This window comes from Halomonas korlensis, from assembly GCF_900116705.1.
GTDB classification, from domain to species: Bacteria; Pseudomonadota; Gammaproteobacteria; order Pseudomonadales; family Halomonadaceae; genus Halomonas; species Halomonas korlensis.
The window spans coordinates 136,884-156,376 of sequence record NZ_FPBP01000003.1 but is presented as its reverse complement, the minus strand read 5'-3'; the positions used below and the strand labels follow the sequence as shown (position 1 = coordinate 156,376).

Sequence of the window (19,493 nt, the reverse complement as noted above, 5' to 3'; positions counted from 1 at the left end):
ATGACAACAGGAGTGTCCGATGACATCTCGTCAACACCTCGCCTTCTTGATCTTGATACCTGGAGGCAGCAATACATCACTGTCCAGCCAAAGCAGTGGACCCTATGCGATCAGCGTCGCCGTTATCGGAGATTTAGCATCCGCTAAACGGTTGACAAAGGAGCTTATTGATCAAGGGGTTACCACAATAGAACTCAGCGCGAGTTTTAATGATGACGCCGTGGCCGCAATACGTGCTATTGCCGGGCCAAAAATCCAACTGGGAAGAGTCAGCTACATTACATAGTAATATGAATTAGTTAAAACCATGTCCATAAGCTAACAATATTAAAAAAATTTTATATCTTTTAGCTATCTTTAACTAATTAACTAAGTATCCGCTATACAAAGTAGTGGCTATCTTTCTATTTAAGATTTAAGTAAATATAACTAAATAAATAGCATTTAATAGTTAAAAAATTAATCCTCAATTAACGAAAAGCACTTAGAAATTTTAACACTTTAAATTAGCGATAAATTCTTATACAGCTTGTATCTTTATGTGTAAGACTGTAACCAAGTGAATATTTCACTACACGAGCCGCTAACTATGAAAAACACAATTTGCTTTACAAAAAAGTTAATCTACTTCTACTTGCTCGTCCCTGGTATCGTCATGGCAGCAGACCTGACTGAACATTCAGAATTCCTGCCCCAGGCTCATACTCCCGCCGACTTCGGTCAGCAGAGTACGATATCGCAATACGGGTATGGTAATGACGCTCTGATCGTGCAGCTAGGTCAATACAATACCACCAGCATCAACCAACTCGGCCTATCAAATCTGGCCGTGGCGTCTCAACGTGGCAGCCAGCACGAAGCCCACATCCTTCAACAGGGTGGGTATCTTGAGGCAAGTATCACTCAGAATGGAAGTGGCCATGAGGCAGGGATTACCCAACGAGGCCATGGCAAGGAAGCCGCTATTACTCAGCATGGAATATATGGGCAAGCCTCCATTCAACAGCTCGGTAATTCTCACGCGTCTCCCGTAGCGATTACGCAGTTTTCGCGTGGCCGAGCCAATGTCCAGGTCATCCAGCATTAACCGGATGACAAGCAGCAGCATAAAGAAAGAAAAAAGAAAGACAAAGTATTTTTAATGCGCTAGTTAAAAAGTGCAGGTAAAAAGTATCTGTCGATACTTTTTTAACGAACTGCTGAGACCACCTTAAACAAGATTAAGGGCGAGTCAAGGCACCATCAGGAAGGGGAAGAAAATGAAATTTAGAATGACGATCATTGCAGCTGCCATTGCTTTTTCAGGCACTGCAGTCGCAAATGGAAACTTATCTGATATCGACCAGAGTGGTGTTGAAAACAACGCTGACGTGACACAGCTGACACAAGGCTGGGGTGGCGGCTTCAATACCTCTACTATCGAACAAGATGGGGGCTTAAATGATGCCACCGTCTTACAGAAAGGTTGGTTTGGACACAATACATCCTCGATTACCCAAGATGGCATTGCTAATGAAGCCAAAGTGGAACAGGATGGTTGGTTTAATACGGCCACCATCACCAGTAATGGTTACAAAAATAGTTCCGAAAGCAGCCAGCAGGGTAGCTTCAATGAGCTTTCGGTAAACCAGGAAGGCACCAAGAATTTCGCCGATACCTTCCAGAATGGCTGGGATAACATCGCAGAAGTCGGGCAGAAGGGGGAATATCACTTTTCTGAGATCGATCAAAATGGTAAATATCACCGTGCCTCGGTCAAGCAGGAAGGGGATAACCATGACTCTTATCTAGAGCAGAACGGTAAGCATCAGTTTGCCAAGATCCAACAGGAAGGAAGGTATAACGAATCTTCCGTTGAGCAGTATGGGATGCGCAACGTTGCCAGGGTCAATCAAGAAGGCGTGAAGAACCTGTCCGACATTTATCAAGATGGCAAGTATAACACCGCGCATGTCGATCAGAGCAGCTACAACAACGATGCCTTTATCACTCAGGAGGGCTCTTACAATACCTCCGAGATCGTACAGAGTGGCTATAGTGACATGGCCGACTCTTATCAAAATGGCTACAACCACTACTCTTCCATTACCCAGGGAGCATTAGCGGGAATGCAGGCTAGCCGCATCAGCCAATATGCCGAGCATGTTCAAATGGGGCGTAATAACTCTGCAGTGACAACTCAAGCCGGTATCAATAACTCAGCTACCGTTTACCAAAACTGAGACGAAGCATTCTTACCAAGGCCCTGCTTGCAGGGCCTCTTCTATTGAACTTCTTTTATTTAACGTGTCGGCTCAGCGAAGCATCCACAACATTATGCCCACTCTACATCGCAAACCCATTGATTCCCTTGATCAAATGTCATGACGTTGAATCAACGTCACCAAGGTGTCGGTGGCGTTAGCGGCGGTGGTGTCGAGATGGACGAGATGTAGCCGCTCCTCATCGCCGAAGGCTTCGAACAGCACCAATTGGCGCATCAATATCGACAGGCTCTCTTCTACTGGCAGTTGATGACGGCGTGCACGTTTTTCGATTCGCTGTCGTAGAGTGGCCTCGTCCGCCTCGAAACTGATCATCAGACACGGTAGCCCCCTGGCTTCGGCTTGCTGACGCAACAGGTCGCGTTGCCAGCGCCGCAGAAAGGTGCCATCTACACAAACCGCAAGCCCGGCATCCAGCGTGATGCCGGCAAGCTCAGCGAGCCGATGGTAGGTATGCTCGGTAGACTCAGCGGTGAAGATATCCACAGAGGGTTGCGTCGCTTCTGCCTGTGGATCGATTCCAGCGAGACGGCGACGTTCCACATCGGAACAGAGCCGAATCGCGCCTAGCCGGTCGACCAGGTTGGCGGTGAAGCGACTCTTGCCACTGCCCAGCACCCCGACGGCGATAACCAGCGGAGGGAAACGGAAGTTGGCGTAGTGCTCAGCCAACGTAAGGTGGTTGCGACATTCACCCATGATCTCGGCAAGCAGCGCCGGATGCTCGGGGTCCTGACCCGCTCTGTATAGCTTTTGCAACGCACCTCTGGCGCCAGCCAGCGCCTGACAGACCCGGAACAACGACAGCACTCGCGTCAGCTCATAATCACCCGTAAGCCTCAGATAACGATCCAGAACCCAGCGTGCTAATTGGGATTCGCCGCAATGCTCCAACCCTACCAGCAGTGAAGCCACGTCGTTCGCCGCGTCAAGGGCTAACCCTTCACCAGCCCCCGTGAGGTCCTGACCGATGGCATTGGACAATACCCCCCTTCCTTGGTGGCAAAGCCGACTGTTCGGGTGCTCTTGCGCCCAACTGCGGTACCGATGTTCATTGCGTCTGGCCATTACCGGGGCCAATCGTCGAAGCTCTTCTTCAAGCCAATGCTCCAGATGCGTCAAACGTTGGCGATCTTCGTCACCGGCGAGGTATTCCCTCAACGCCGAGACTTCGCCATGGACTAACTGACTCGTTGCTTTTCGTCCGTCGTCATCGAAAGCACCACAAGCCATGGGAGCGCGATGAAAGGCAACCAGAGCGTCGACCAACGCCTCCCACTCAAACATATCGTCGTGGGAGGCGGCGTCTTTATCTCGAGTCAGGCTCATCTGGCGTTTCCCTGTTAGTTAAAAAAAGCGCTACGACTGATCGTGGGGTGGATCAGGCTCTATGGCTCAGGCTCGCGAAGGCTTTCTCGGCACCGTCCAGGGTCAGCTGGATATCTTCGGGGGTATGGGCGCTCGACATGAAACCGGCCTCGAAGGCCGATGGCGCCAGATAGACCCCTTCGTCGAGCATCGCTGTGAAGAAGCGGCGAAAGGCATCGTCGTCGCAGGCAGTGGCCTGGGCGAAGTTGTCGACCCGGCTCTGGCGGGTGAAGAAAAGGCCGAACATCCCGCCCGCGCGTTGCGTGATCATATCGATGCCGGCGGCATCGGCGCGCTCCTGCAGGCCGTGACAGAGGGTATCGACCCGCTGCGCCAGGGCGTTATGAAACCCTGGGGCACGCAGCTTGGTGAGTAGAGCCACCCCGGCGGCCATGGCCAGCGGGTTACCCGAGAGGGTGCCGGCGTGGTAGATCGGTCCCAGCGGCGAGATGTTCGACATGATTGTCTCGCTGCCGCCGAACGCGCCCACCGGCATGCCGCCGCCGACGATCTTGCCCAGGCAGGTGAGATCCGGCTTGACCCCGTAATGCGCCTGCGCGCCACCCAGGGCAACGCGGAATCCGGTCATCACCTCATCGAATATCAGCACGCTGTCATGGGTGTTGCAGACCCGCCGCAGCGCTTCCAGAAAGCCCGGCTGTGGGGGGATACAGTTCATGTTGCCGGCGACCGGCTCGACGATGATGCAGGCGACCTCGCTACCGATTTCCTCGAAGCATTGCTCCACGGCGTCAATGTCGTTGTAGGGCAGGGTGATGGTCTGCTCGGCGAGAGAGGCCGGTACGCCTGGCGAGCTGGGCTCACCATGCGTCAACGCACCCGAACCCGCCTTGACCAGCAACGAATCGGAGTGGCCATGATAATTGCCTTCAAACTTGACGATCCTGTCGCGCCCGGTGACGCCACGGGCCAGGCGGATCGCCGACATCGTGGCCTCGGTGCCGGAGCTGGTCATTCGCACCATTTCGATGGAGGGAATGATCTCGCAGATCAGGTCGGCCATGGTGGTTTCGATAGCCGTGGGCGTACCGAAGGAGAGCCCACTATCGAGGCGCTCGCGTACTGCCCCGAGCACGTCCGGATCGGCATGGCCGGTGATCATTGGCCCCCAGGAACCAACGTAGTCGACGTAGCGCTTGCCCTCGACATCGAACAGGCAAGCCCCGAGAGCACGCTCCATGAATACCGGTGGACGATTCATTCCCTTGAAGGCACGTACCGGTGAATTGACGCCGCCGGGGATATGACGACAAGCCTGTTCGAAGAGTTGAGCGGAAGTGGTCATGTCTACCTCGAGTTGTGGATAAATCTCTGGACAAGTTGCGAGAAAACAGTAAAAAGTGGGTGAATAACTCGCTCTGACACAGAATATTTTTCCTATTTTCAATGCTTGCTGCGTCGAAGACCAGCCCTCAATCGCGCGGCGTCTCGTTGGCAAATTCTATCACCGGCGGATGCCGCCATAGACGCCGTGGAAGCGACTGATCGTGGCCCGGCTGCCAACCATGGGCCAACGCCTGCCAGGTAAAGGCCTGGGCTTGCTCACAGGCCATCACCAGGGATTCGCCCACGGCGAGGCGCGTTGCCAGTGACGATGCCAAGGTGCAACCAGAGCCGTGGAATCGGCCTTCCAGACGCGGCCAGGACCATTGCCGACTGATATCAGGCGCATGCAGCGTGTGCTCGACGCGATCGGCCGGTACCCGCCCCGACGGGTCGTCGGTGCCGGTCACCAACAGCGCCTGACAGCCCTGGCTCATCAGCTCCACCGCACGATGCGTATCGTCCTCGGCAGCGTCGCGACAAAGGCGCGCCAGCTCGTGTCGATTCGGCGTCAGGATATCCACAAGAGGCAACAATCTCGCGCGAAAGGCATCGACTAGCTCGGCGGTGGATAAGTCACAGCCACCGCCGGCTCTGAGCACCGGGTCGACCACGACCGGCACGCCAGGCAAGCGTCGAATGATGTCAGTCACAGCGTCCAGGGACGCCATGTCCGCAATCAGGCCGACCTTGATGGCGGCGATCTCGAACTCCCCCAGCGCATCGGCCATACGTCTGATGGCATCCGGGTCCAGCGCCACTACCTCGGTGACGTTGCGACAGTTCTGCACCGTGAGAGCGGTAGGTATCGTCAGTGCCCAGCCCCCACTGGCGGCAACCGCCTCGGCATCGGCGACCAGGCCGGCCCCACCGGTCGGATCATGACCGGCCAGCACCAGCACCACCGGCAAGTGGGCCTTCACCTCGTTTATCACCGCCATCAAAAGGGCTTGAGCACGGCCAGGAACACGATCACCAGCAGCGCGATCACCGGCACTTCATTGAACCAGCGAAAGAACACATGGCTTCGCGTACAGCGCGTTTCGGCGAACTGCTTCAGGTACGCCAGGCACAGATGGTGGTAACCCACCAGCAGGATCACCAGCAGCAGCTTGGCATGAATCCAACCCTGGGCCAGCCAGCTCGGGTTGAGCACCAGCAGGGCGCCACCGAATACCAGCACGGCGATCATCGATGGCGTCATGATGCCGCGATAGAGCTTGCGCTCCATTACCGCAAAATGTGCAATGGCCTGCTGCTCGTCGCGGTCTCGCGCCATGGCATGATAGACATAGAGCCGCGGCAGATAGAATAGGGCGGCGAACCAAGTCACCATGGCGACGAGGTGAAGGGCCTTGATCCACAGGTACATGACTGCTCCTCAGGAAGGGGAATCCGAATCGGGGGATCGGTCGTTGAAGCGATAATAACGCTCGATAGCACCGCGCGTGATGATACCCGATATCCGCTTCTGTTTCGGTCGGTAACCATGCTCGACGTAGAGCGCATCCAGCGACTGGTCGTTGAGCCTGGAAAAGGCCTCGGAGAGCGTCGCCTGGAGATGGATCGGTGCCATGTCCAGCCGCAGGCCGGGAATCTCCAGCAGGTCGATCATTTCGCCCTCTTCCCCCTCGGGGGGCAGGGTGTGCTCCATCAAGAAGCGCGCCAGGTCGGCTGCCTTGAGCGCCAGGGTCGGCTTGTCGTCGCGGGAGCGCTCGATCAGTATCCATACCGGCTTGGCCTCGAGCAGCGTTCGCGCCTGTTCATGGGTCACCATGCGTACCGTGCGCACCAGGCTGCGCTCCATGACCGCCGGCACCGACACCCGCGAGAGCGCCTGCATCAAGGGCTGCTGAAGCGGATGCAGGCCATGACGGGTGACGCTGATAAAGTAGCCATCGCAGCGGCACAGCTGGCGCGAAGTCAGCCCCGAGACCACCACCGCCAGCATGCCGGGCAGGATGATGTTGGGATTATGGGTGAGTTCCAGCAGCGCCATCAATGCGCCAAGCGGCGCCTGCAGCACCGCCCCCATCATTGCCGCCATCCCGAGCATGGCGTAGAAGCCCGGATCGGCCGCATTGCCCGGCCACATCCAGCTGCCTGCCATGCCCATCAGCGCACCGGCTGCGGCCCCTACCACCAGGACCGGACCGATGATGCCGATCGGGATGCCGCTGGCCACGGTCAGCGCGGTAAGCAGCAGCTTGGCTACTACCAGCACCAACAGCACGTCGATGGCCAGCTCACCGGTGAGTGACGCCGCCAGACTGTCGTAACCAATGCCCTGGACCTCCGGGTACCACCAGGCGACCCCGGCGGTGGCGACGGCCACCAGCGTCAGCCGCAGCCAGACAGGAAGATCGGCGATCCACTTTGTCTTGGCGACATGAATGAAAAGGCCCGCCAGCAGGCCGATCAGCAATGCCGTCACCACGATCCAGGGCAGGTTGGCCATCGAGCCCAGGCTTACCGTCGGCACTTGGAACGCCGGTTCAGGACCATAGACCAGTTGTGCCACCACCGCGCCCATGGAAGAGGCCAGAATCACCGGCATGAAACCGGCGATGGTGTACTCCATCATCACCACTTCCATGGCGAAGATGACCCCGGCGATCGGGGTGTTGAACGAGGCCGCGATCCCCGCCGCGGTCCCGCAGGCTACCAGCACCCGCAGGCTGTTGTGCGGCAGCCTGAGCCGCTCGCCCACCCCGCTCGATGCCGCCGCCCCCAGATGGATCGCGGGACCCTCGCGGCCGGCCGAGAGACCGCCGAGTACCGAGACCACACCGACCCACCACTGATTGAGCCAGTTGCGCAGCGGGAAACGCCCCTGATGGTAGGTCAACCGCTCGATGACATGGGCGACGCCGAGCTTGCGCGCCGCCGCTGGCTGGCGCCACAGCAGGCTACCAATGACGGCCACCGCGATCACCGGCATCACGGCACGACCCAGCGCAGGAAGCCCCTCGAACGCCTCGGGATCCCCTGCTGGCATGAAGATCATGGCGCCCACTTCGAGCAACAGGCGAAAGCCCACCATCAAGCCACCGGTGATCAATCCCGACATCACCCCCAACAGGCACAATTGGGGCAGCGCATCGACATTGGCCAACTGGCGACGGAAGGCTTCCAGGCTAAGATCGGGAAGTGAAAAACGCGGCACGCTGAGGATCCTGTTCATCCGAGTCTTGGCGATAGACCGTGGGTTAGTTAGGCCACCCAGCTCTTGTGTATCATAATCATCTGTATAGGTCCCGCCCCGGTTGTCGCCGGGCAACGCGACCTTCGCCATCCACAGGGCTCAATGCGCCGTCAGGACATTGAGTCGTCAGGAAGGAGTCCTACGTGATCAAGGTCGGAATTGTCGGTGGCACCGGTTACACCGGCGTCGAACTGTTAAGACTGTTGGCTCAGCATCCCGACGTCGAGGTCGAGGCCATTACCTCCCGTTCCGAGGCTGGCGTGCGGGTCGATGCCATGTACCCCAACCTCAGGGGGCACTACGACGAGCTGTGCTTCAGCGAACCCGACACCGAGCGCCTCGGCGCCTGCGACGCCGTGTTCTTCGCCACGCCTCACGGTGTCGCCCACGCCCTGGCCGGGGAGTTGCTGGACAAGGGCACCCGGGTGATTGACCTGTCGGCCGACTTCCGCCTGCGCGATGCCGAGGAATGGGCCGCCTGGTACGGCCAGCCCCACGGCGCCCCGGCACTGCTCGAACGCGCCGTCTATGGCCTGCCGGAAGTCAATCGTGAGGCGATCCGCAGCGCGCAACTGATCGCTGTCCCGGGCTGCTATCCCACCGCCGTGCAGCTCGGCCTGCTGCCGTTGCTTGAGGCCGGCCTGATCGAGGCCGACCACCTCATCGCCGACTGCAAGTCGGGCGTCACCGGCGCGGGCCGCGGGGCCAAGGTGCCGTCGCTGATGGCCGAGGCCAGCGAGTCGATGAAGGCCTACGGCGCCTCGGGGCATCGCCACCTGCCCGAGATCCGCCAGGGGCTCGGCGACGCCGCCGGAGGCCAGGTCGGCCTCACCTTCGTGCCTCACCTGACGCCGATGATTCGCGGCATCCACGCCACGCTCTATTCCAGGCTAGTAGCGGGTCGGCTGACCGCGGAGTCCGGCGAGCTGCAGTCGCTGTTCGAGAGGCGGTTCGCCGACGAGCCCTTCGTCGACGTCATGCCGGCGGGCAGCCACCCCGAGACCCGCAGCGTCAAGGGCACCAACCTCTGCCGACTGGCGGTTCATCGGCCCGGCAATGGCGATACGGTGGTGGTGCTCGCGGTGATCGACAACCTGGTCAAGGGCGCCTCGGGCCAGGCGATCCATAACCTCAACCTGATGTTTGGCCTGCGCGAGACGGCGGGGCTCGATGCGCCGGCGATCATGCCCTGAGCCGATCCGCATCCACCCAGCATCGGCCCGACTGGGAAAAGTTGACCCTTTTGCTGGGGATTAGGGATAATCATCACGACAACATTCATTCAGCAGCCTGCCGGGTTCTGCCCAACGGGCTGCTCGGCTCTGGGGAGGTCCGCCCATGAGCGGTGCAGAATCCTTCGTTCCTACCCCCTTGATGCTCTCCGCTGGCGCCCGAGCGCGCCTGCAGAGCATGATCGAGGAAGAGAACAATCACGAACTCAAGTTGCGGGTCTACGTGACCGGTGGGGGCTGCTCGGGCTTCCAGTACGGTTTCGACTTTGCCGAAGACATTGCGGAGGATGACACCTTGATTCCCTTCGGCGAAGTCTCGCTGGTGGTCGACCCGCTCTCTTATCAATACCTGGTCGGGTCGACCGTGGACTACGAGGAAGGCCTCGCCGGTGCGCGTTTCCTGGTCCAGAATCCCAACGCCACCACCACCTGCGGGTGCGGTGCCTCCTTCATGGTCTGACGCCTGAGCGTTAACCCATCAGGGAAGCGTTTGATTTCCCCCGACTTGACGCTTACTCGCTAACTCGCCATGGTTGATGACGTACATCACAATAATTTCTTCGATTGGGGAAACGTATGAAACATCAACTAAAAATGGCGTCCTTGGCCTCCTGCATTGCCTTGGGGATGGGCACTGCATCCGTGGCCAGAGCCGACGATCCTAAGCTGGATGTCGTTACCGACCCGAGCTTCGTCCCCTTCGAGATGATGGACCAGGAAACCGGCGAGATGGTGGGTTTCGACATGGACATCATCAGTGAAGTCGCCGAGCGTGCCGGGTTCGAGTACAACCTCGAGACCATGGACTTCAACGGCATCATTCCCGCCATCCAGACCGGTAACGTCGACATCGCCATCGCCGGTGTGACCATCACCGAGGAACGCGCCGAAATCGTCGACTTCTCCGATCCCTACTACGACAGCGGTCTGCGTATCCTGGTCAGTGCCGACGACGATAGCGTAGAGGAAGTCGAGGACCTGAAAGGCAAGAAGATCGGCACCAAGGTCGGCTCGACGAGTTACGACTATCTCGAGGAGCACCTCGGCGACGAGGCCGACATTACGCCATATCCGGGCAGCAGCGACATGTACATGGCCCTGCTCGGCGGCAGCGTCGATGCGGTCTTCTACGATGCGCCTAATGTGGGTTACTTCTCCCAGACCCGCGGCGAAGGTCGCGTCAAGGTCGTCGGCCCCCTCTACGAAGGCCAGCAGTACGGCATCGTGCTGGTCAAGGGCAGCGAATGGGTCGAGCCCGTCAACGAGGCCTTGGCCGAAATGAAAGAAGACGGCACTTACGACGACATCCACGCCAAGTGGTTCGGCAGCGCCAGCGACGAGTAAGCTCGCCCGCTGGACGCCGCACGGGGTCGGGTCGAATGACCCGGCCCCGTTGTGTTTGGTCACTGGGTCTCGCCGACCTTTCCTTTCCATGACGCCTCTTGACGGGAGAATCTTGTGGACGTCACCTTCCAATTCGACTGGCAGGCCGCCTTCGGCTCCATTCCCTTTCTGCTGAAGGGTATCCCTTACACCTTGTTGATCTCGTTCGGCGGCCTGGCCATCGGCTTTCTGATCGGCATCCTCTTCGGCCTGCTGAGAATCAGCCCCACCGCCTGGCTGCGTGTGCCGGCCGTGACCTATATCGAAATATTTCGCGGCACCCCGGTACTGGTCCAGGTGCTGTTCATCTTCTATGGCCTGCCGCAGATCATTGGCAGCCCCATCAACGCGCTGGTCGCCGGTATCGCCGCCATCGCGGTCAATTCCGGCGCCTATATCTCGGAAATCGTGCGGGGCGGCGTGCAGTCCATCGAGCGCGGTCAGCGCGAGGCAGGTCTGTCGCTGGGCCTGTCGCGACGCCAGACCTTCCGCTACATCATCTGGCCTCAGGCATTCCGACGCATGATTCCTTCATTGGGCAACCAGGGCATCATCAGCATCAAGGACACCTCGCTGTTCTCGGTGATCGGAGTCGGTGAGTTGGTGCGCCAGGGCCAGGTCTACATCGCCACCACCTTCAACGCCCTGGAAGTCTACCTGATGGTCGCCATGCTCTATCTGGCGATCACCCTCACCCTCTCGTTTGCGCTGCGCATGCTCGAGCGCAAAGGCCTGGTCGGACAATAAGGAATGCGCGACATGAACCATGACGAGTCCCTTTCCGGCGCCGACCCCATCGTGCGCCTGGACAAGGTCAACAAGCATTTCGGCAGCCTCCACGTGCTGAAGGACATCGATCTTGCCGTTTCCTCCGGCGAGGTTGTGGTCATCATCGGCGCCAGCGGTTCGGGCAAGTCGACGCTGATTCGCTGCATCAACGGCCTGGAAGAGTTCCAGCAAGGGCATATTCAGGTCGATGGCAACGATCTGGTGCCCCATGGCAAGGCGACCAAGGCATTGCAGAAGATCCGTACCGAAGTCGGCATGGTCTTCCAGCAGTTCAATCTCTTCCCTCACTTGAGCGTGCTCGACAATGTCACGCTGGCACCGATGAAGGTGCGAGGCTGGAATCGCGTGGACGCCACCGAGACTGCCGAGCGTCTGCTGGAGCGCGTCGATATCAGCGATCAGGCGGCCAAATACCCCACCCAGCTCTCCGGGGGCCAGCAGCAGCGTGTGGCCTTGGCCAGGGCGCTGGCCATGGAACCCCGCCTGATGCTCTTCGACGAGCCGACCTCGGCCCTGGACCCGGAGATGATCGGCGAGGTACTCGATGCCATGCGCGAACTTGCCAAGGAAGGCATGACCATGATGATCGTCACCCACGAAATGGGCTTCGCCCGTGAAGTCGCCGATCGCGTCGTGTATATCCACCAGGGCGAGATTGCCGAGGAAGGGCCGCCCGAACAGGTCTTCGATGCGCCGCGTAACGAGCGTACCCGAAGCTTTCTTTCCCGGGTCCTGAAACACTGACACCACGTTATTTCTCCGCTGACCAAGGCCCTGCCGTTATCGACAGGGCCTTTTTCATGCTTTTTAGCGCTGTGGATAACTTAATCGTCTTTCGTCGACTTATCGCTCTGCAACCGTGATGAGGCGCGGATTCCTTCATTCGATCAGCGGGTGTTCACGACTGCGGTGACAAGCCAGGTACTCGACGGTGGACAAGCGGTGCTGTTTTGCTGCGGTGGACAAAGCGGCTTTTCATCCACAGCTTCCCGGCAGGCCGTACGCAGCTCATTCGCTGCTTATCCGCCCAGAAGTCAACAATGCAACCTGCTGTTAAATAATGGATTTAGTTGCTTATCCACGGTTTTTGTCCACACCAGTAGTAACAACAACAACAGAACTTCTCTTTATATATTGTTTAATTTAATAATAGAGCAGCGTCTCTTGAGGAACCTTCGAAACGCGATGTGGAAAACCCTGACGTTTACCCACAGGAGGTTTATACTGCCGGGCTGATTTCATCACTGACTTATCGCAACACGGGCGCCGCTGCGCCCGACGAGGTGTACCTTGGATTACCCCGACCGCTTCGACGTCATCGTCATTGGCGGCGGCCATGCGGGAACCGAAGCCGCGCTGGCCTCCGCTCGTATGGGCTGTCAGACCCTGCTGCTGACGCACAACATCGAGACGCTGGGTCAGATGTCGTGCAATCCCGCTATCGGCGGGATCGGCAAGAGCCATCTGGTCAAGGAGATCGATGCGCTGGGAGGGGCCATGGCGCTTGCCACCGACCAGGGCGGCATCCAGTTTCGCGTGCTCAATGCCCGCAAGGGTCCCGCGGTTCGGGCGACACGGGCCCAGGCCGATCGCGTCCGCTACAAGGCAGCAATTCGCGCCATGCTGGAAAACCAGCCCAACCTCACGCTCTTTCAGCAAGCAGCCGGGGACCTGATCGTCGACGGCGATACCGTGCGGGGCGTAATCACCGAAACCGGGATCCGCTTTCATGGCGAAAGCGTGGTGCTGTGTACCGGAACCTTCCTCGGCGGGGTCATCCATATCGGGCTCGATCGCAGTCGCGGTGGACGCGCCGGTGATGCGCCCTCCAACGCTCTTGCCGAGCGGCTGCGCGCCCTGCCCTTCCGGGTCGATCGCCTCAAGACCGGCACGCCGCCGCGCCTGGATGCCCGTAGCCTCGACCTGTCGCGACTCGAGGAGCAGCCGGGCGACAGCCCCACGCCGGTGATGTCCTACCGCGGTTCGCAGGCCATGCACCCTCGCCAGGTGAGCTGCCATATCGCCCATACCAATGAGCGCACCCACGAGATCATCCTGGCCAACCTCGAGCGCTCACCCATGTACTCGGGCGTCATCGAGGGCGTCGGGCCCCGCTACTGCCCGTCGATCGAGGACAAGGTCCATCGTTTTGCCGACAAGACGAGCCACCAGATCTTCGTCGAACCCGAGGGGCTGGAGACGCATGAGCTCTACCCCAACGGCATCTCGACCTCGCTGCCCTTCGATGTCCAGCTTCAGGTGGTGCGCTCCATCGAGGGCATGGAAAACGCGCACATCACCCGCCCGGGCTACGCCATCGAGTACGATTTCTTCGATCCCCGCGATCTCAAGCACTCGCTGGAGACGAAGTTCATCCACAACCTGTTCTTCGCCGGACAGATCAACGGCACCACCGGCTACGAGGAAGCGGGTGCCCAGGGACTACTGGCGGGGCTCAACGCCGCCCGACGTGCCAGGGAGCTCGAGGCCTGGTGGCCGCGCCGCGACGAGGCCTATCTCGGCGTGCTGGTCGATGACCTGATCACCTTGGGCACCAAGGAGCCGTATCGGATGTTCACCTCGCGTGCCGAGTACCGGCTGCTGCTGCGCGAAGACAACGCCGATCTGCGCCTCACCGAGGCGGGCCGTAAACTAGGGCTGGTCGACGATCGGCGCTGGGCCGACTTCGTCGCCAAGCGCGAGGCCATCGAGCTGGAAGCCGCACGGCTCGATGGCCTCTGGGTACAGCCCGGCTCCCCGGCCGCCGCGGTGATCGACGAGAAACTGGGCAAGCCGCTGTCCCGCGAGTACCGCCTGAGCGACCTGCTCAAGCGGCCAGAGCTGACCTATGCCGATCTCGCCGCCCTGCCGGGCATTGCCGGCGAGGCCGTGACGGACCCTGCCGTCGCCGAGCAGGTACAGATCCAGGCCAAGTACCAGGGCTATATCGATCGTCAGCAGGACGAGATCGACAAGCTCAAGCGCCACGAAGCCACTCCGCTACCCAGCGATCTGGACTTCAGCCGAGTCGAGGGCCTTTCCAACGAGATCCGCCAGAAGCTCGAGGAGGCACGCCCCGCGACGCTGGCGCATGCCTCGCGGATTTCCGGGGTCACTCCGGCAGCCGTGTCGATCCTGCTGATCCATCTCAAGAAGCGCCGGCTGGTGCAGGACGGTCGGGTAGCCAACGGATGACCGCCTCGCAGTCGACCGTCGAGCACCGCCTGGTCACCGGCCTCGCACGTCTCGACCTCGTGGTGAGCGACCGCCAGCGACAGGACTTGCTGGCGCTGGTCGGGCTGTTGCACAAGTGGAACCGCGCCTATAACCTCACCGCGGTGCGCTCACCCGAGGAAATGGTGTCTCGCCACCTGCTCGACAGTGCCGCCGTGCTGCCCCACCTCAGTGGCCTGAGCCTGCTCGACGTGGGGTCGGGCGCGGGGTTTCCCGGGCTGGTGCTGGCAATCCTCAAGCCGGACCTCGCGGTCAGCTTGCTGGACAGCAACGGCAAAAAGGTACGCTTTCAACGCCAGGCGGTGATGGAATTGGGTCTTACCAACATCACCCCGGTACAGGCGCGGGTCGAGACGTTCGAGGGGCAGTTCGATCAGCTGATCTCGCGGGCCTTTGCGAGCCTTGAGGATTTCATGGGTCTCACCGAGCATCTGCTGGCGCCAGGCGGCCAGTGGCTAGCCATGAAGGGGCCGGCCGTAGAGGATGAGCTCGCTGTGCTGCCCGAGGCCGTGGCGCTGATGTCACGCCATGACCTGGCGGTGCCCTTTGCTGAGAGCAACCGACAATTGGTGATCCTCGAGCGCCAAGGTTCCACCCAAGGCCGCCCCTGAGGCGGCTATTACCCCAAGGATGTCGATCGTGACCAAGATTATCGCCTTGACCAACCAGAAGGGCGGCGTGGGCAAGACCACCACGGCTGTCAATCTTGCCGCCAGTCTGGCGGCCCTGGATCGTCGTGTGCTGCTGGTCGACCTCGACCCTCAGGGTCATGCCACCATGGGGAGCGGCGTGGACAAGCATGGGCTCGATGGCAGCGTGCTCGACATGCTGTTGGGCGACAAGCAGGCCACCGAGGTGATTCTCGACTGCCCCACCGCCGGGTACGCCCTGCTGCCCGGCAATGGCGACCTGACAGCCGCCGAGGTAGAACTGCTCGACCGCCAGGAAGGGCGTGAGCGCTGCCTGGTCGAGGCGCTGGGCAAGGTGGCCGGTGAATACGATGTGGTGCTGATCGATTGCCCGCCGTCTTTGAACATGCTCACCGTCAATGCCTTGACCGCTGCCGATGGCGTACTGATTCCGCTGCAATGCGAGTTCTACGCCATGGAAGGGCTTTCGGCACTGCTCGATACCGTCGAGCAGCTCAAGGATAGCGTGAACCCCGACCTCGAAATCTACGGCATCCTGCGTACCATGTTTGATTCACGTAATAGCTTGACACGCGACGTCAGCAAGCAGCTGCGCGACTACTTTGGCGATGTGCTGCTCAAGACCACGATTCCGCGCAACGTGCGGGTCGCCGAGGCGCCGAGCCATGGCCTGCCGGTCACCAAGTACGCACGCTTCTCGCGGGGCAGCCAGGCCCATCGGGTGCTCGCCAAGGAATTGATCCGACGCCTGACGTTGTAGCACCAGCGCTGACACACCGTCTGCCGTGATGAGGGAAAGTTAATGACGCGTAAACGCGCCCTGGGACGTGGCCTGGATGCCTTGATCGGTGCCAACGCCCGTCGCCGCGAGAGCCTGGACCTGCCGGAATTCAATCCGGCGATACCGGGCGATGACAGCGACTCGGTGACAACGCCCGTCGCCGAAGAGCGTCTCGAGCGCCTGCCGCTGGGCCAGCTGACACGCGGCAAGTATCAGCCACGGCGCGACATTCAGCCCGAGGCGCTGGAGGAACTGGCCGACTCGATCCGCGCCCAGGGTGTGATGCAACCCATCGTGGTGAGGCCCATTGGCGAGTCGCGCTACGAGATCATCGCTGGCGAACGGCGCTGGCGGGCCGCCCAGCTCGCCGAGCTCGACACTATCCCCGCCGTCATCCGCGAGGTCACCGACGAGGTCGCGCTGGCCCTGGCGTTGATCGAGAACATTCAGCGCGAAGACCTCAATCCCGTCGAAGAAGCCATGGCGCTAAAGCGCCTGATCGATGACTTCGCCCTGACCCAGCAGCAGGTCGCCGATGCCGTGGGTCGCTCGCGTGCTCAGGTCGCCAACCTGCTGCGCCTTCTGGCGCTCGACCCGGAGGTCCAGACGCTACTCGAACGTGGCGACCTGGACATGGGGCATGCGCGTGCGCTGCTGGCACTGTCCGGTGCCAAGCAGCGCAAGGCGGCCCATGAGGTCGTTAACAAGGACCTCACCGTTCGCGATACCGAGGCACTGGTCAAGCGGCTGGTGGCCGGCGACACCACCAAGTCGGCCACGCCGGCGCCGAGCCCCGACGTGGCCCGTCTGGAAACTCGTCTGGGCGAAGTGCTCGGGGCGCCGGTCAAGATTCAGCACGGGCGCAGTGGCAAGGGGCGCGTGACCATTCGTTATGCCAGCCTCGACGAACTGGATGGCATCCTGGAGCATATTCGTTGAGCGTGCGTCGAGCCTGTCCTGCCCTTGCCTACCCAGGGCCGCCTGGCGTCCCCCTTTGGTCGAAAAACAACCGATTAATGCTTGAATCGCCGCCTCTTTGGTTGAATGGTCAGGGGGGGTTCCCTATAATCCGCCGGTGTTTGCCTGCGGGGCGGAAGCCGGATTTTTCGAAAGAAACGAGGTCGATGCGCCTAGCAGGCCAGGCACAAGCTAGGGCTGGTGGTCATGCGACGAGGGCCTGATTTTCGGCGCTTGTTGCTGGGTCAAGGCGTGGCGGTAGTGGCCATGACGCTGCTGGGGTTGTTGGCTGGTGGACCCAGGACCGCTATTTCGGCCCTCGGCGGTGGGCTGGTAGGTTTCTTGCCCAACCTGTATTTCGTCTGGCGACTCACCCCTGCCGCGGGCAGACGGCAGACAACGCGCTTCGTGATCGATTTCTATCGAGCCGAAGCAGGCAAGTTCGGTTTGACGGTGGCACTGTTTGCCTTGGTGTTCGTGTCAGCGCCTCCCTCAAACCCGGCTTTTTTCTTTAGCGCATACGTGGCGGTTCATCTCATGCACTGGCTGGCCCCTTGGCTGCTGCGCGACTGACCGACCCCAACGAGAGGCAGATCCATGGCTGGTAATAACCCCTCGCCGACGGAATATATTCAGCACCACCTTCAGAATCTGACCTTCGGCTATCACCCCGAGCATGGTTGGTCGATGGCCCATTCGGCTCTCGAGGCCCGCGAGATGGGGTTCTGGGCCCTTCACCTGGATACCATGGGCTGGTCGATCGCCATGGGGGCGCTGTTCATCTGGCTGTTTCGCAAGGCAGGCCGCATGGCGACTACCGGTGTCCCGAGCGGTCTGCAGAATGCGGTCGAGATGGTCGTCGAGTTTATCGAGAACCTGGTGCGTTCAGCCTTTCACGGCAGGAACCCGATCATCGCCCCGCTGGCGCTGACGCTATTCGTGTGGATTCTGCTCATGAATACGCTCAAGATCATTCCAGTCGATTATTTCCCCGAGCTCTTCATTCGCCTCGGCGTCGATTACATGAAGATCGTGCCTACCACCGACCCCAATGCAACGCTGGGCATGGCGCTGGGTGTCTTCTGCCTGATCATCTACTACAGCATTAAGGTCAAGGGCGCCGGCGGTTTCGCCAAGGAGCTCTCGCTGACGCCGTTCAATCACTGGGCGCTGATCCCCTTCAACCTGGTGCTCGAGATCATCGGCCTGTTGGTCAAGCCGCTGGGTCTCGGCCTGCGTCTATTCGGCAACATGTTTGCCGGTGAGGTCATCTTCATCCTGATTGCCCTGTTGCCCTTCTGGGCCATCTGGCTGCTCGATGTGCCCTGGGCCATCTTCCACATTCTGGTGGTGACCCTGCAGGCCTTCATTTTCACGGTGCTCTCCATCGTGTACCTGAGCGCTGCTCACGAGCACCACTGATTCCGAGCCACGCTTCTCTGCTTGATCCACTCAACCCCTAAACCCATCACCCGCTGAACCACAACTCAACATCAGGAGTATCATCATGGAAATGGTCTACATGTCTGCTGCGATCATCATCGGCCTCGGCGCTCTGGCGACCGGCATCGGCTTTGCCCTGCTCGGCGGCAAGCTGCTCGAGTCCACCGCACGTCAGCCGGAACTGGGTGATCAGCTGCAAACCAAGACCTTCATCATGGCCGGTCTGCTCGACGCCGTGCCGATGATTGGTGTGGGCATCGCGATGTATCTGATCTTCGTCGTTGCCGGTTAATGACACTACCGAGCGCCGAGCGCTCGGTTTGTCGGTTTCCGGTCGCCACGAACCTGTCAGAGGTACATCCCTGTGAATATCAACATGACGCTAATCGGACAGACGATCGCCTTCGCGATCTTCGTCTGGTTTTGCACAAAGTATGTGTGGCCGCCGATCAGCAATGCGCTCCACGAGCGCCAGAAGAGAATCGCCGATGGTCTGGATGCGGCCAGCCGTGCCACGCGTGACCTCGAACTGGCTCAGGAACGGGCCAACGAGACGTTGCGCGAAAGCAAGGAGCAGGCGTCTCAGATCCTCGAACAGGCCAACAAGCGCTCCTCGCAAATGATCGAGGAAGCGCGCGAGCAGGCCCGTAGCGAAGGTGAGCGTATCGTTGCCGGTGCCCGCGCCGAGATCGATCAGGAAGTCCAGCGCGCCAAGGAAGAGCTTCGTGCTCAGGTGTCGCATCTGGCGGTATCCGGTGCAGAGCGGGTCCTCGAAGCCTCCGTTGACGAGAAGGCACATCGCAAGCTGCTCGACAAGCTTGCCGCCGAACTGTGAGGAGGTGA

General features: G+C 60.0%; 21 protein-coding genes. 16 read left to right on the top strand and 5 right to left on the bottom strand.

Annotated elements, in window-relative coordinates:
- The first annotated feature begins 19 nt into the window (after positions 1-19).
- The 3 genes from BM341_RS18940 (at position 20) to BM341_RS05470 (ending at position 2,222) form a co-directional block, all read left to right on the top strand.
- Positions 20-286, top strand: a complete 267-nt coding sequence (locus BM341_RS18940) for a DUF6506 family protein (RefSeq protein WP_139232978.1) — start codon at positions 20-22, stop codon at positions 284-286.
- A gap of 303 nt (positions 287-589) precedes the next feature.
- A complete protein-coding gene (locus BM341_RS05475; protein WP_089793742.1) occupies positions 590-1,087 on the top strand; it encodes a hypothetical protein in 498 nt (165 codons plus the stop codon).
- 184 nt (positions 1,088-1,271) lie between these two features.
- Positions 1,272-2,222, top strand: coding sequence for a hypothetical protein (locus BM341_RS05470; RefSeq protein ID WP_175507803.1), 951 nt, complete (start codon positions 1,272-1,274; stop codon positions 2,220-2,222).
- A gap of 132 nt (positions 2,223-2,354) precedes the next feature.
- On the opposite strand, the gene BM341_RS05465 is transcribed toward BM341_RS05470, so the two are convergent.
- From BM341_RS05465 to BM341_RS05445, 5 genes are all read right to left on the bottom strand, one after another.
- Positions 2,355-3,593: a P-loop nucleotide/nucleoside kinase family protein gene (locus tag BM341_RS05465; RefSeq protein WP_089793738.1), complete on the bottom strand. Its 1,239-nt coding sequence runs from the start codon at positions 3,591-3,593 to the stop codon at positions 2,355-2,357.
- 52 nt (positions 3,594-3,645) lie between these two features.
- A complete protein-coding gene (hemL, locus tag BM341_RS05460; RefSeq protein WP_089793736.1) occupies positions 3,646-4,938 on the bottom strand; it encodes a glutamate-1-semialdehyde 2,1-aminomutase in 1,293 nt (430 codons plus the stop codon).
- 127 nt (positions 4,939-5,065) lie between these two features.
- Entirely contained in the window at positions 5,066-5,899 is an 834-nt protein-coding gene (thiD, locus tag BM341_RS05455) for a bifunctional hydroxymethylpyrimidine kinase/phosphomethylpyrimidine kinase (protein WP_089794184.1), read from the bottom strand.
- A gap of 17 nt (positions 5,900-5,916) precedes the next feature.
- On the bottom strand, positions 5,917-6,348 hold the full coding sequence (hemJ, locus tag BM341_RS05450) for a protoporphyrinogen oxidase HemJ (RefSeq protein ID WP_089793733.1): 432 nt from the start codon (positions 6,346-6,348) through the stop codon (positions 5,917-5,919).
- Between the two features lie 9 nt (positions 6,349-6,357).
- Positions 6,358-8,142: a chloride channel protein gene (locus tag BM341_RS05445; protein WP_089793731.1), complete on the bottom strand. Its 1,785-nt coding sequence runs from the start codon at positions 8,140-8,142 to the stop codon at positions 6,358-6,360.
- Positions 8,143-8,324: 182 nt separating this feature from the next.
- Here BM341_RS05445 and argC point away from each other — a divergent pair, with 182 nt between their 5' ends.
- From argC to BM341_RS05380, 13 genes are all read left to right on the top strand, one after another.
- Positions 8,325-9,374, top strand: coding sequence for an N-acetyl-gamma-glutamyl-phosphate reductase (argC, locus tag BM341_RS05440; protein ID WP_089793730.1), 1,050 nt, complete (start codon positions 8,325-8,327; stop codon positions 9,372-9,374).
- Between the two features lie 145 nt (positions 9,375-9,519).
- The gene (erpA, locus tag BM341_RS05435) at positions 9,520-9,873 is read left to right on the top strand and encodes an iron-sulfur cluster insertion protein ErpA (protein WP_089793728.1); all 354 of its coding nucleotides are present in this window, start codon (positions 9,520-9,522) and stop codon (positions 9,871-9,873) included.
- Positions 9,874-9,989: 116 nt separating this feature from the next.
- Positions 9,990-10,757 carry a transporter substrate-binding domain-containing protein gene (locus BM341_RS05430; protein ID WP_089793726.1) on the top strand — a complete coding sequence of 256 codons (768 nt, stop codon included), beginning with the start codon at positions 9,990-9,992 and terminating at the stop codon, positions 10,755-10,757.
- A gap of 114 nt (positions 10,758-10,871) precedes the next feature.
- The gene (locus BM341_RS05425; RefSeq protein ID WP_089793723.1) at positions 10,872-11,543 is read left to right on the top strand and encodes an amino acid ABC transporter permease; all 672 of its coding nucleotides are present in this window, start codon (positions 10,872-10,874) and stop codon (positions 11,541-11,543) included.
- Positions 11,544-11,555: 12 nt separating this feature from the next.
- A complete protein-coding gene (locus BM341_RS05420; protein ID WP_089793721.1) occupies positions 11,556-12,329 on the top strand; it encodes an amino acid ABC transporter ATP-binding protein in 774 nt (257 codons plus the stop codon).
- A gap of 546 nt (positions 12,330-12,875) precedes the next feature.
- Positions 12,876-14,780, top strand: a complete 1,905-nt coding sequence (gene mnmG / locus BM341_RS05415) for a tRNA uridine-5-carboxymethylaminomethyl(34) synthesis enzyme MnmG (protein WP_089793719.1) — start codon at positions 12,876-12,878, stop codon at positions 14,778-14,780.
- On the top strand, positions 14,777-15,430 hold the full coding sequence (gene rsmG / locus BM341_RS05410) for a 16S rRNA (guanine(527)-N(7))-methyltransferase RsmG (protein ID WP_089793717.1): 654 nt from the start codon (positions 14,777-14,779) through the stop codon (positions 15,428-15,430). The genes mnmG and rsmG overlap by 4 nt, the downstream gene beginning before the upstream one ends.
- A gap of 28 nt (positions 15,431-15,458) precedes the next feature.
- Positions 15,459-16,229 (top strand): ParA family protein, encoded by a 771-nt coding sequence (locus tag BM341_RS05405; RefSeq protein ID WP_089793715.1) that lies wholly within the window; start codon positions 15,459-15,461, stop codon positions 16,227-16,229.
- A gap of 42 nt (positions 16,230-16,271) precedes the next feature.
- The gene (locus BM341_RS05400; protein ID WP_089793713.1) at positions 16,272-17,189 is read left to right on the top strand and encodes a ParB/RepB/Spo0J family partition protein; all 918 of its coding nucleotides are present in this window, start codon (positions 16,272-16,274) and stop codon (positions 17,187-17,189) included.
- 225 nt (positions 17,190-17,414) lie between these two features.
- Positions 17,415-17,780 (top strand): ATP synthase subunit I, encoded by a 366-nt coding sequence (locus BM341_RS05395; protein WP_089793711.1) that lies wholly within the window; start codon positions 17,415-17,417, stop codon positions 17,778-17,780.
- 24 nt (positions 17,781-17,804) lie between these two features.
- On the top strand, positions 17,805-18,629 hold the full coding sequence (gene atpB, locus BM341_RS05390) for a F0F1 ATP synthase subunit A (protein WP_089793709.1): 825 nt from the start codon (positions 17,805-17,807) through the stop codon (positions 18,627-18,629).
- A gap of 85 nt (positions 18,630-18,714) precedes the next feature.
- Positions 18,715-18,942 (top strand): F0F1 ATP synthase subunit C, encoded by a 228-nt coding sequence (atpE, locus tag BM341_RS05385; RefSeq protein WP_089793707.1) that lies wholly within the window; start codon positions 18,715-18,717, stop codon positions 18,940-18,942.
- 72 nt (positions 18,943-19,014) lie between these two features.
- The gene (locus BM341_RS05380) at positions 19,015-19,485 is read left to right on the top strand and encodes a F0F1 ATP synthase subunit B (RefSeq protein ID WP_089793705.1); all 471 of its coding nucleotides are present in this window, start codon (positions 19,015-19,017) and stop codon (positions 19,483-19,485) included.
- Positions 19,486-19,493 lie beyond the last annotated feature (8 nt).

What these genes read in the sequence shown, in the direction of transcription:
- BM341_RS18940 (WP_139232978.1), top strand. Translation starts at nt 20, where the DNA reads ATGACATCTCGTCAACACCTCGCCTTCTTGATCTTGATACCTGGAGGC.
- BM341_RS05475 (WP_089793742.1), top strand. Translation starts at nt 590, where the DNA reads ATGAAAAACACAATTTGCTTTACAAAAAAGTTAATCTACTTCTACTTG.
- BM341_RS05470 (WP_175507803.1), top strand. Translation starts at nt 1,272, where the DNA reads ATGACGATCATTGCAGCTGCCATTGCTTTTTCAGGCACTGCAGTCGCA.
- BM341_RS05465 (WP_089793738.1), bottom strand. Translation starts at nt 3,593, where the DNA reads ATGAGCCTGACTCGAGATAAAGACGCCGCCTCCCACGACGATATGTTT.
- hemL (WP_089793736.1), bottom strand. Translation starts at nt 4,938, where the DNA reads ATGACCACTTCCGCTCAACTCTTCGAACAGGCTTGTCGTCATATCCCC.
- hemJ (WP_089793733.1), bottom strand. Translation starts at nt 6,348, where the DNA reads ATGTACCTGTGGATCAAGGCCCTTCACCTCGTCGCCATGGTGACTTGG.
- erpA (WP_089793728.1), top strand. Translation starts at nt 9,520, where the DNA reads ATGAGCGGTGCAGAATCCTTCGTTCCTACCCCCTTGATGCTCTCCGCT.
- BM341_RS05430 (WP_089793726.1), top strand. Translation starts at nt 9,990, where the DNA reads ATGAAACATCAACTAAAAATGGCGTCCTTGGCCTCCTGCATTGCCTTG.
- BM341_RS05420 (WP_089793721.1), top strand. Translation starts at nt 11,556, where the DNA reads ATGAACCATGACGAGTCCCTTTCCGGCGCCGACCCCATCGTGCGCCTG.
- rsmG (WP_089793717.1), top strand. Translation starts at nt 14,777, where the DNA reads ATGACCGCCTCGCAGTCGACCGTCGAGCACCGCCTGGTCACCGGCCTC.
- BM341_RS05400 (WP_089793713.1), top strand. Translation starts at nt 16,272, where the DNA reads ATGACGCGTAAACGCGCCCTGGGACGTGGCCTGGATGCCTTGATCGGT.
- BM341_RS05395 (WP_089793711.1), top strand. Translation starts at nt 17,415, where the DNA reads ATGCGACGAGGGCCTGATTTTCGGCGCTTGTTGCTGGGTCAAGGCGTG.
- atpB (WP_089793709.1), top strand. Translation starts at nt 17,805, where the DNA reads ATGGCTGGTAATAACCCCTCGCCGACGGAATATATTCAGCACCACCTT.
- atpE (WP_089793707.1), top strand. Translation starts at nt 18,715, where the DNA reads ATGGAAATGGTCTACATGTCTGCTGCGATCATCATCGGCCTCGGCGCT.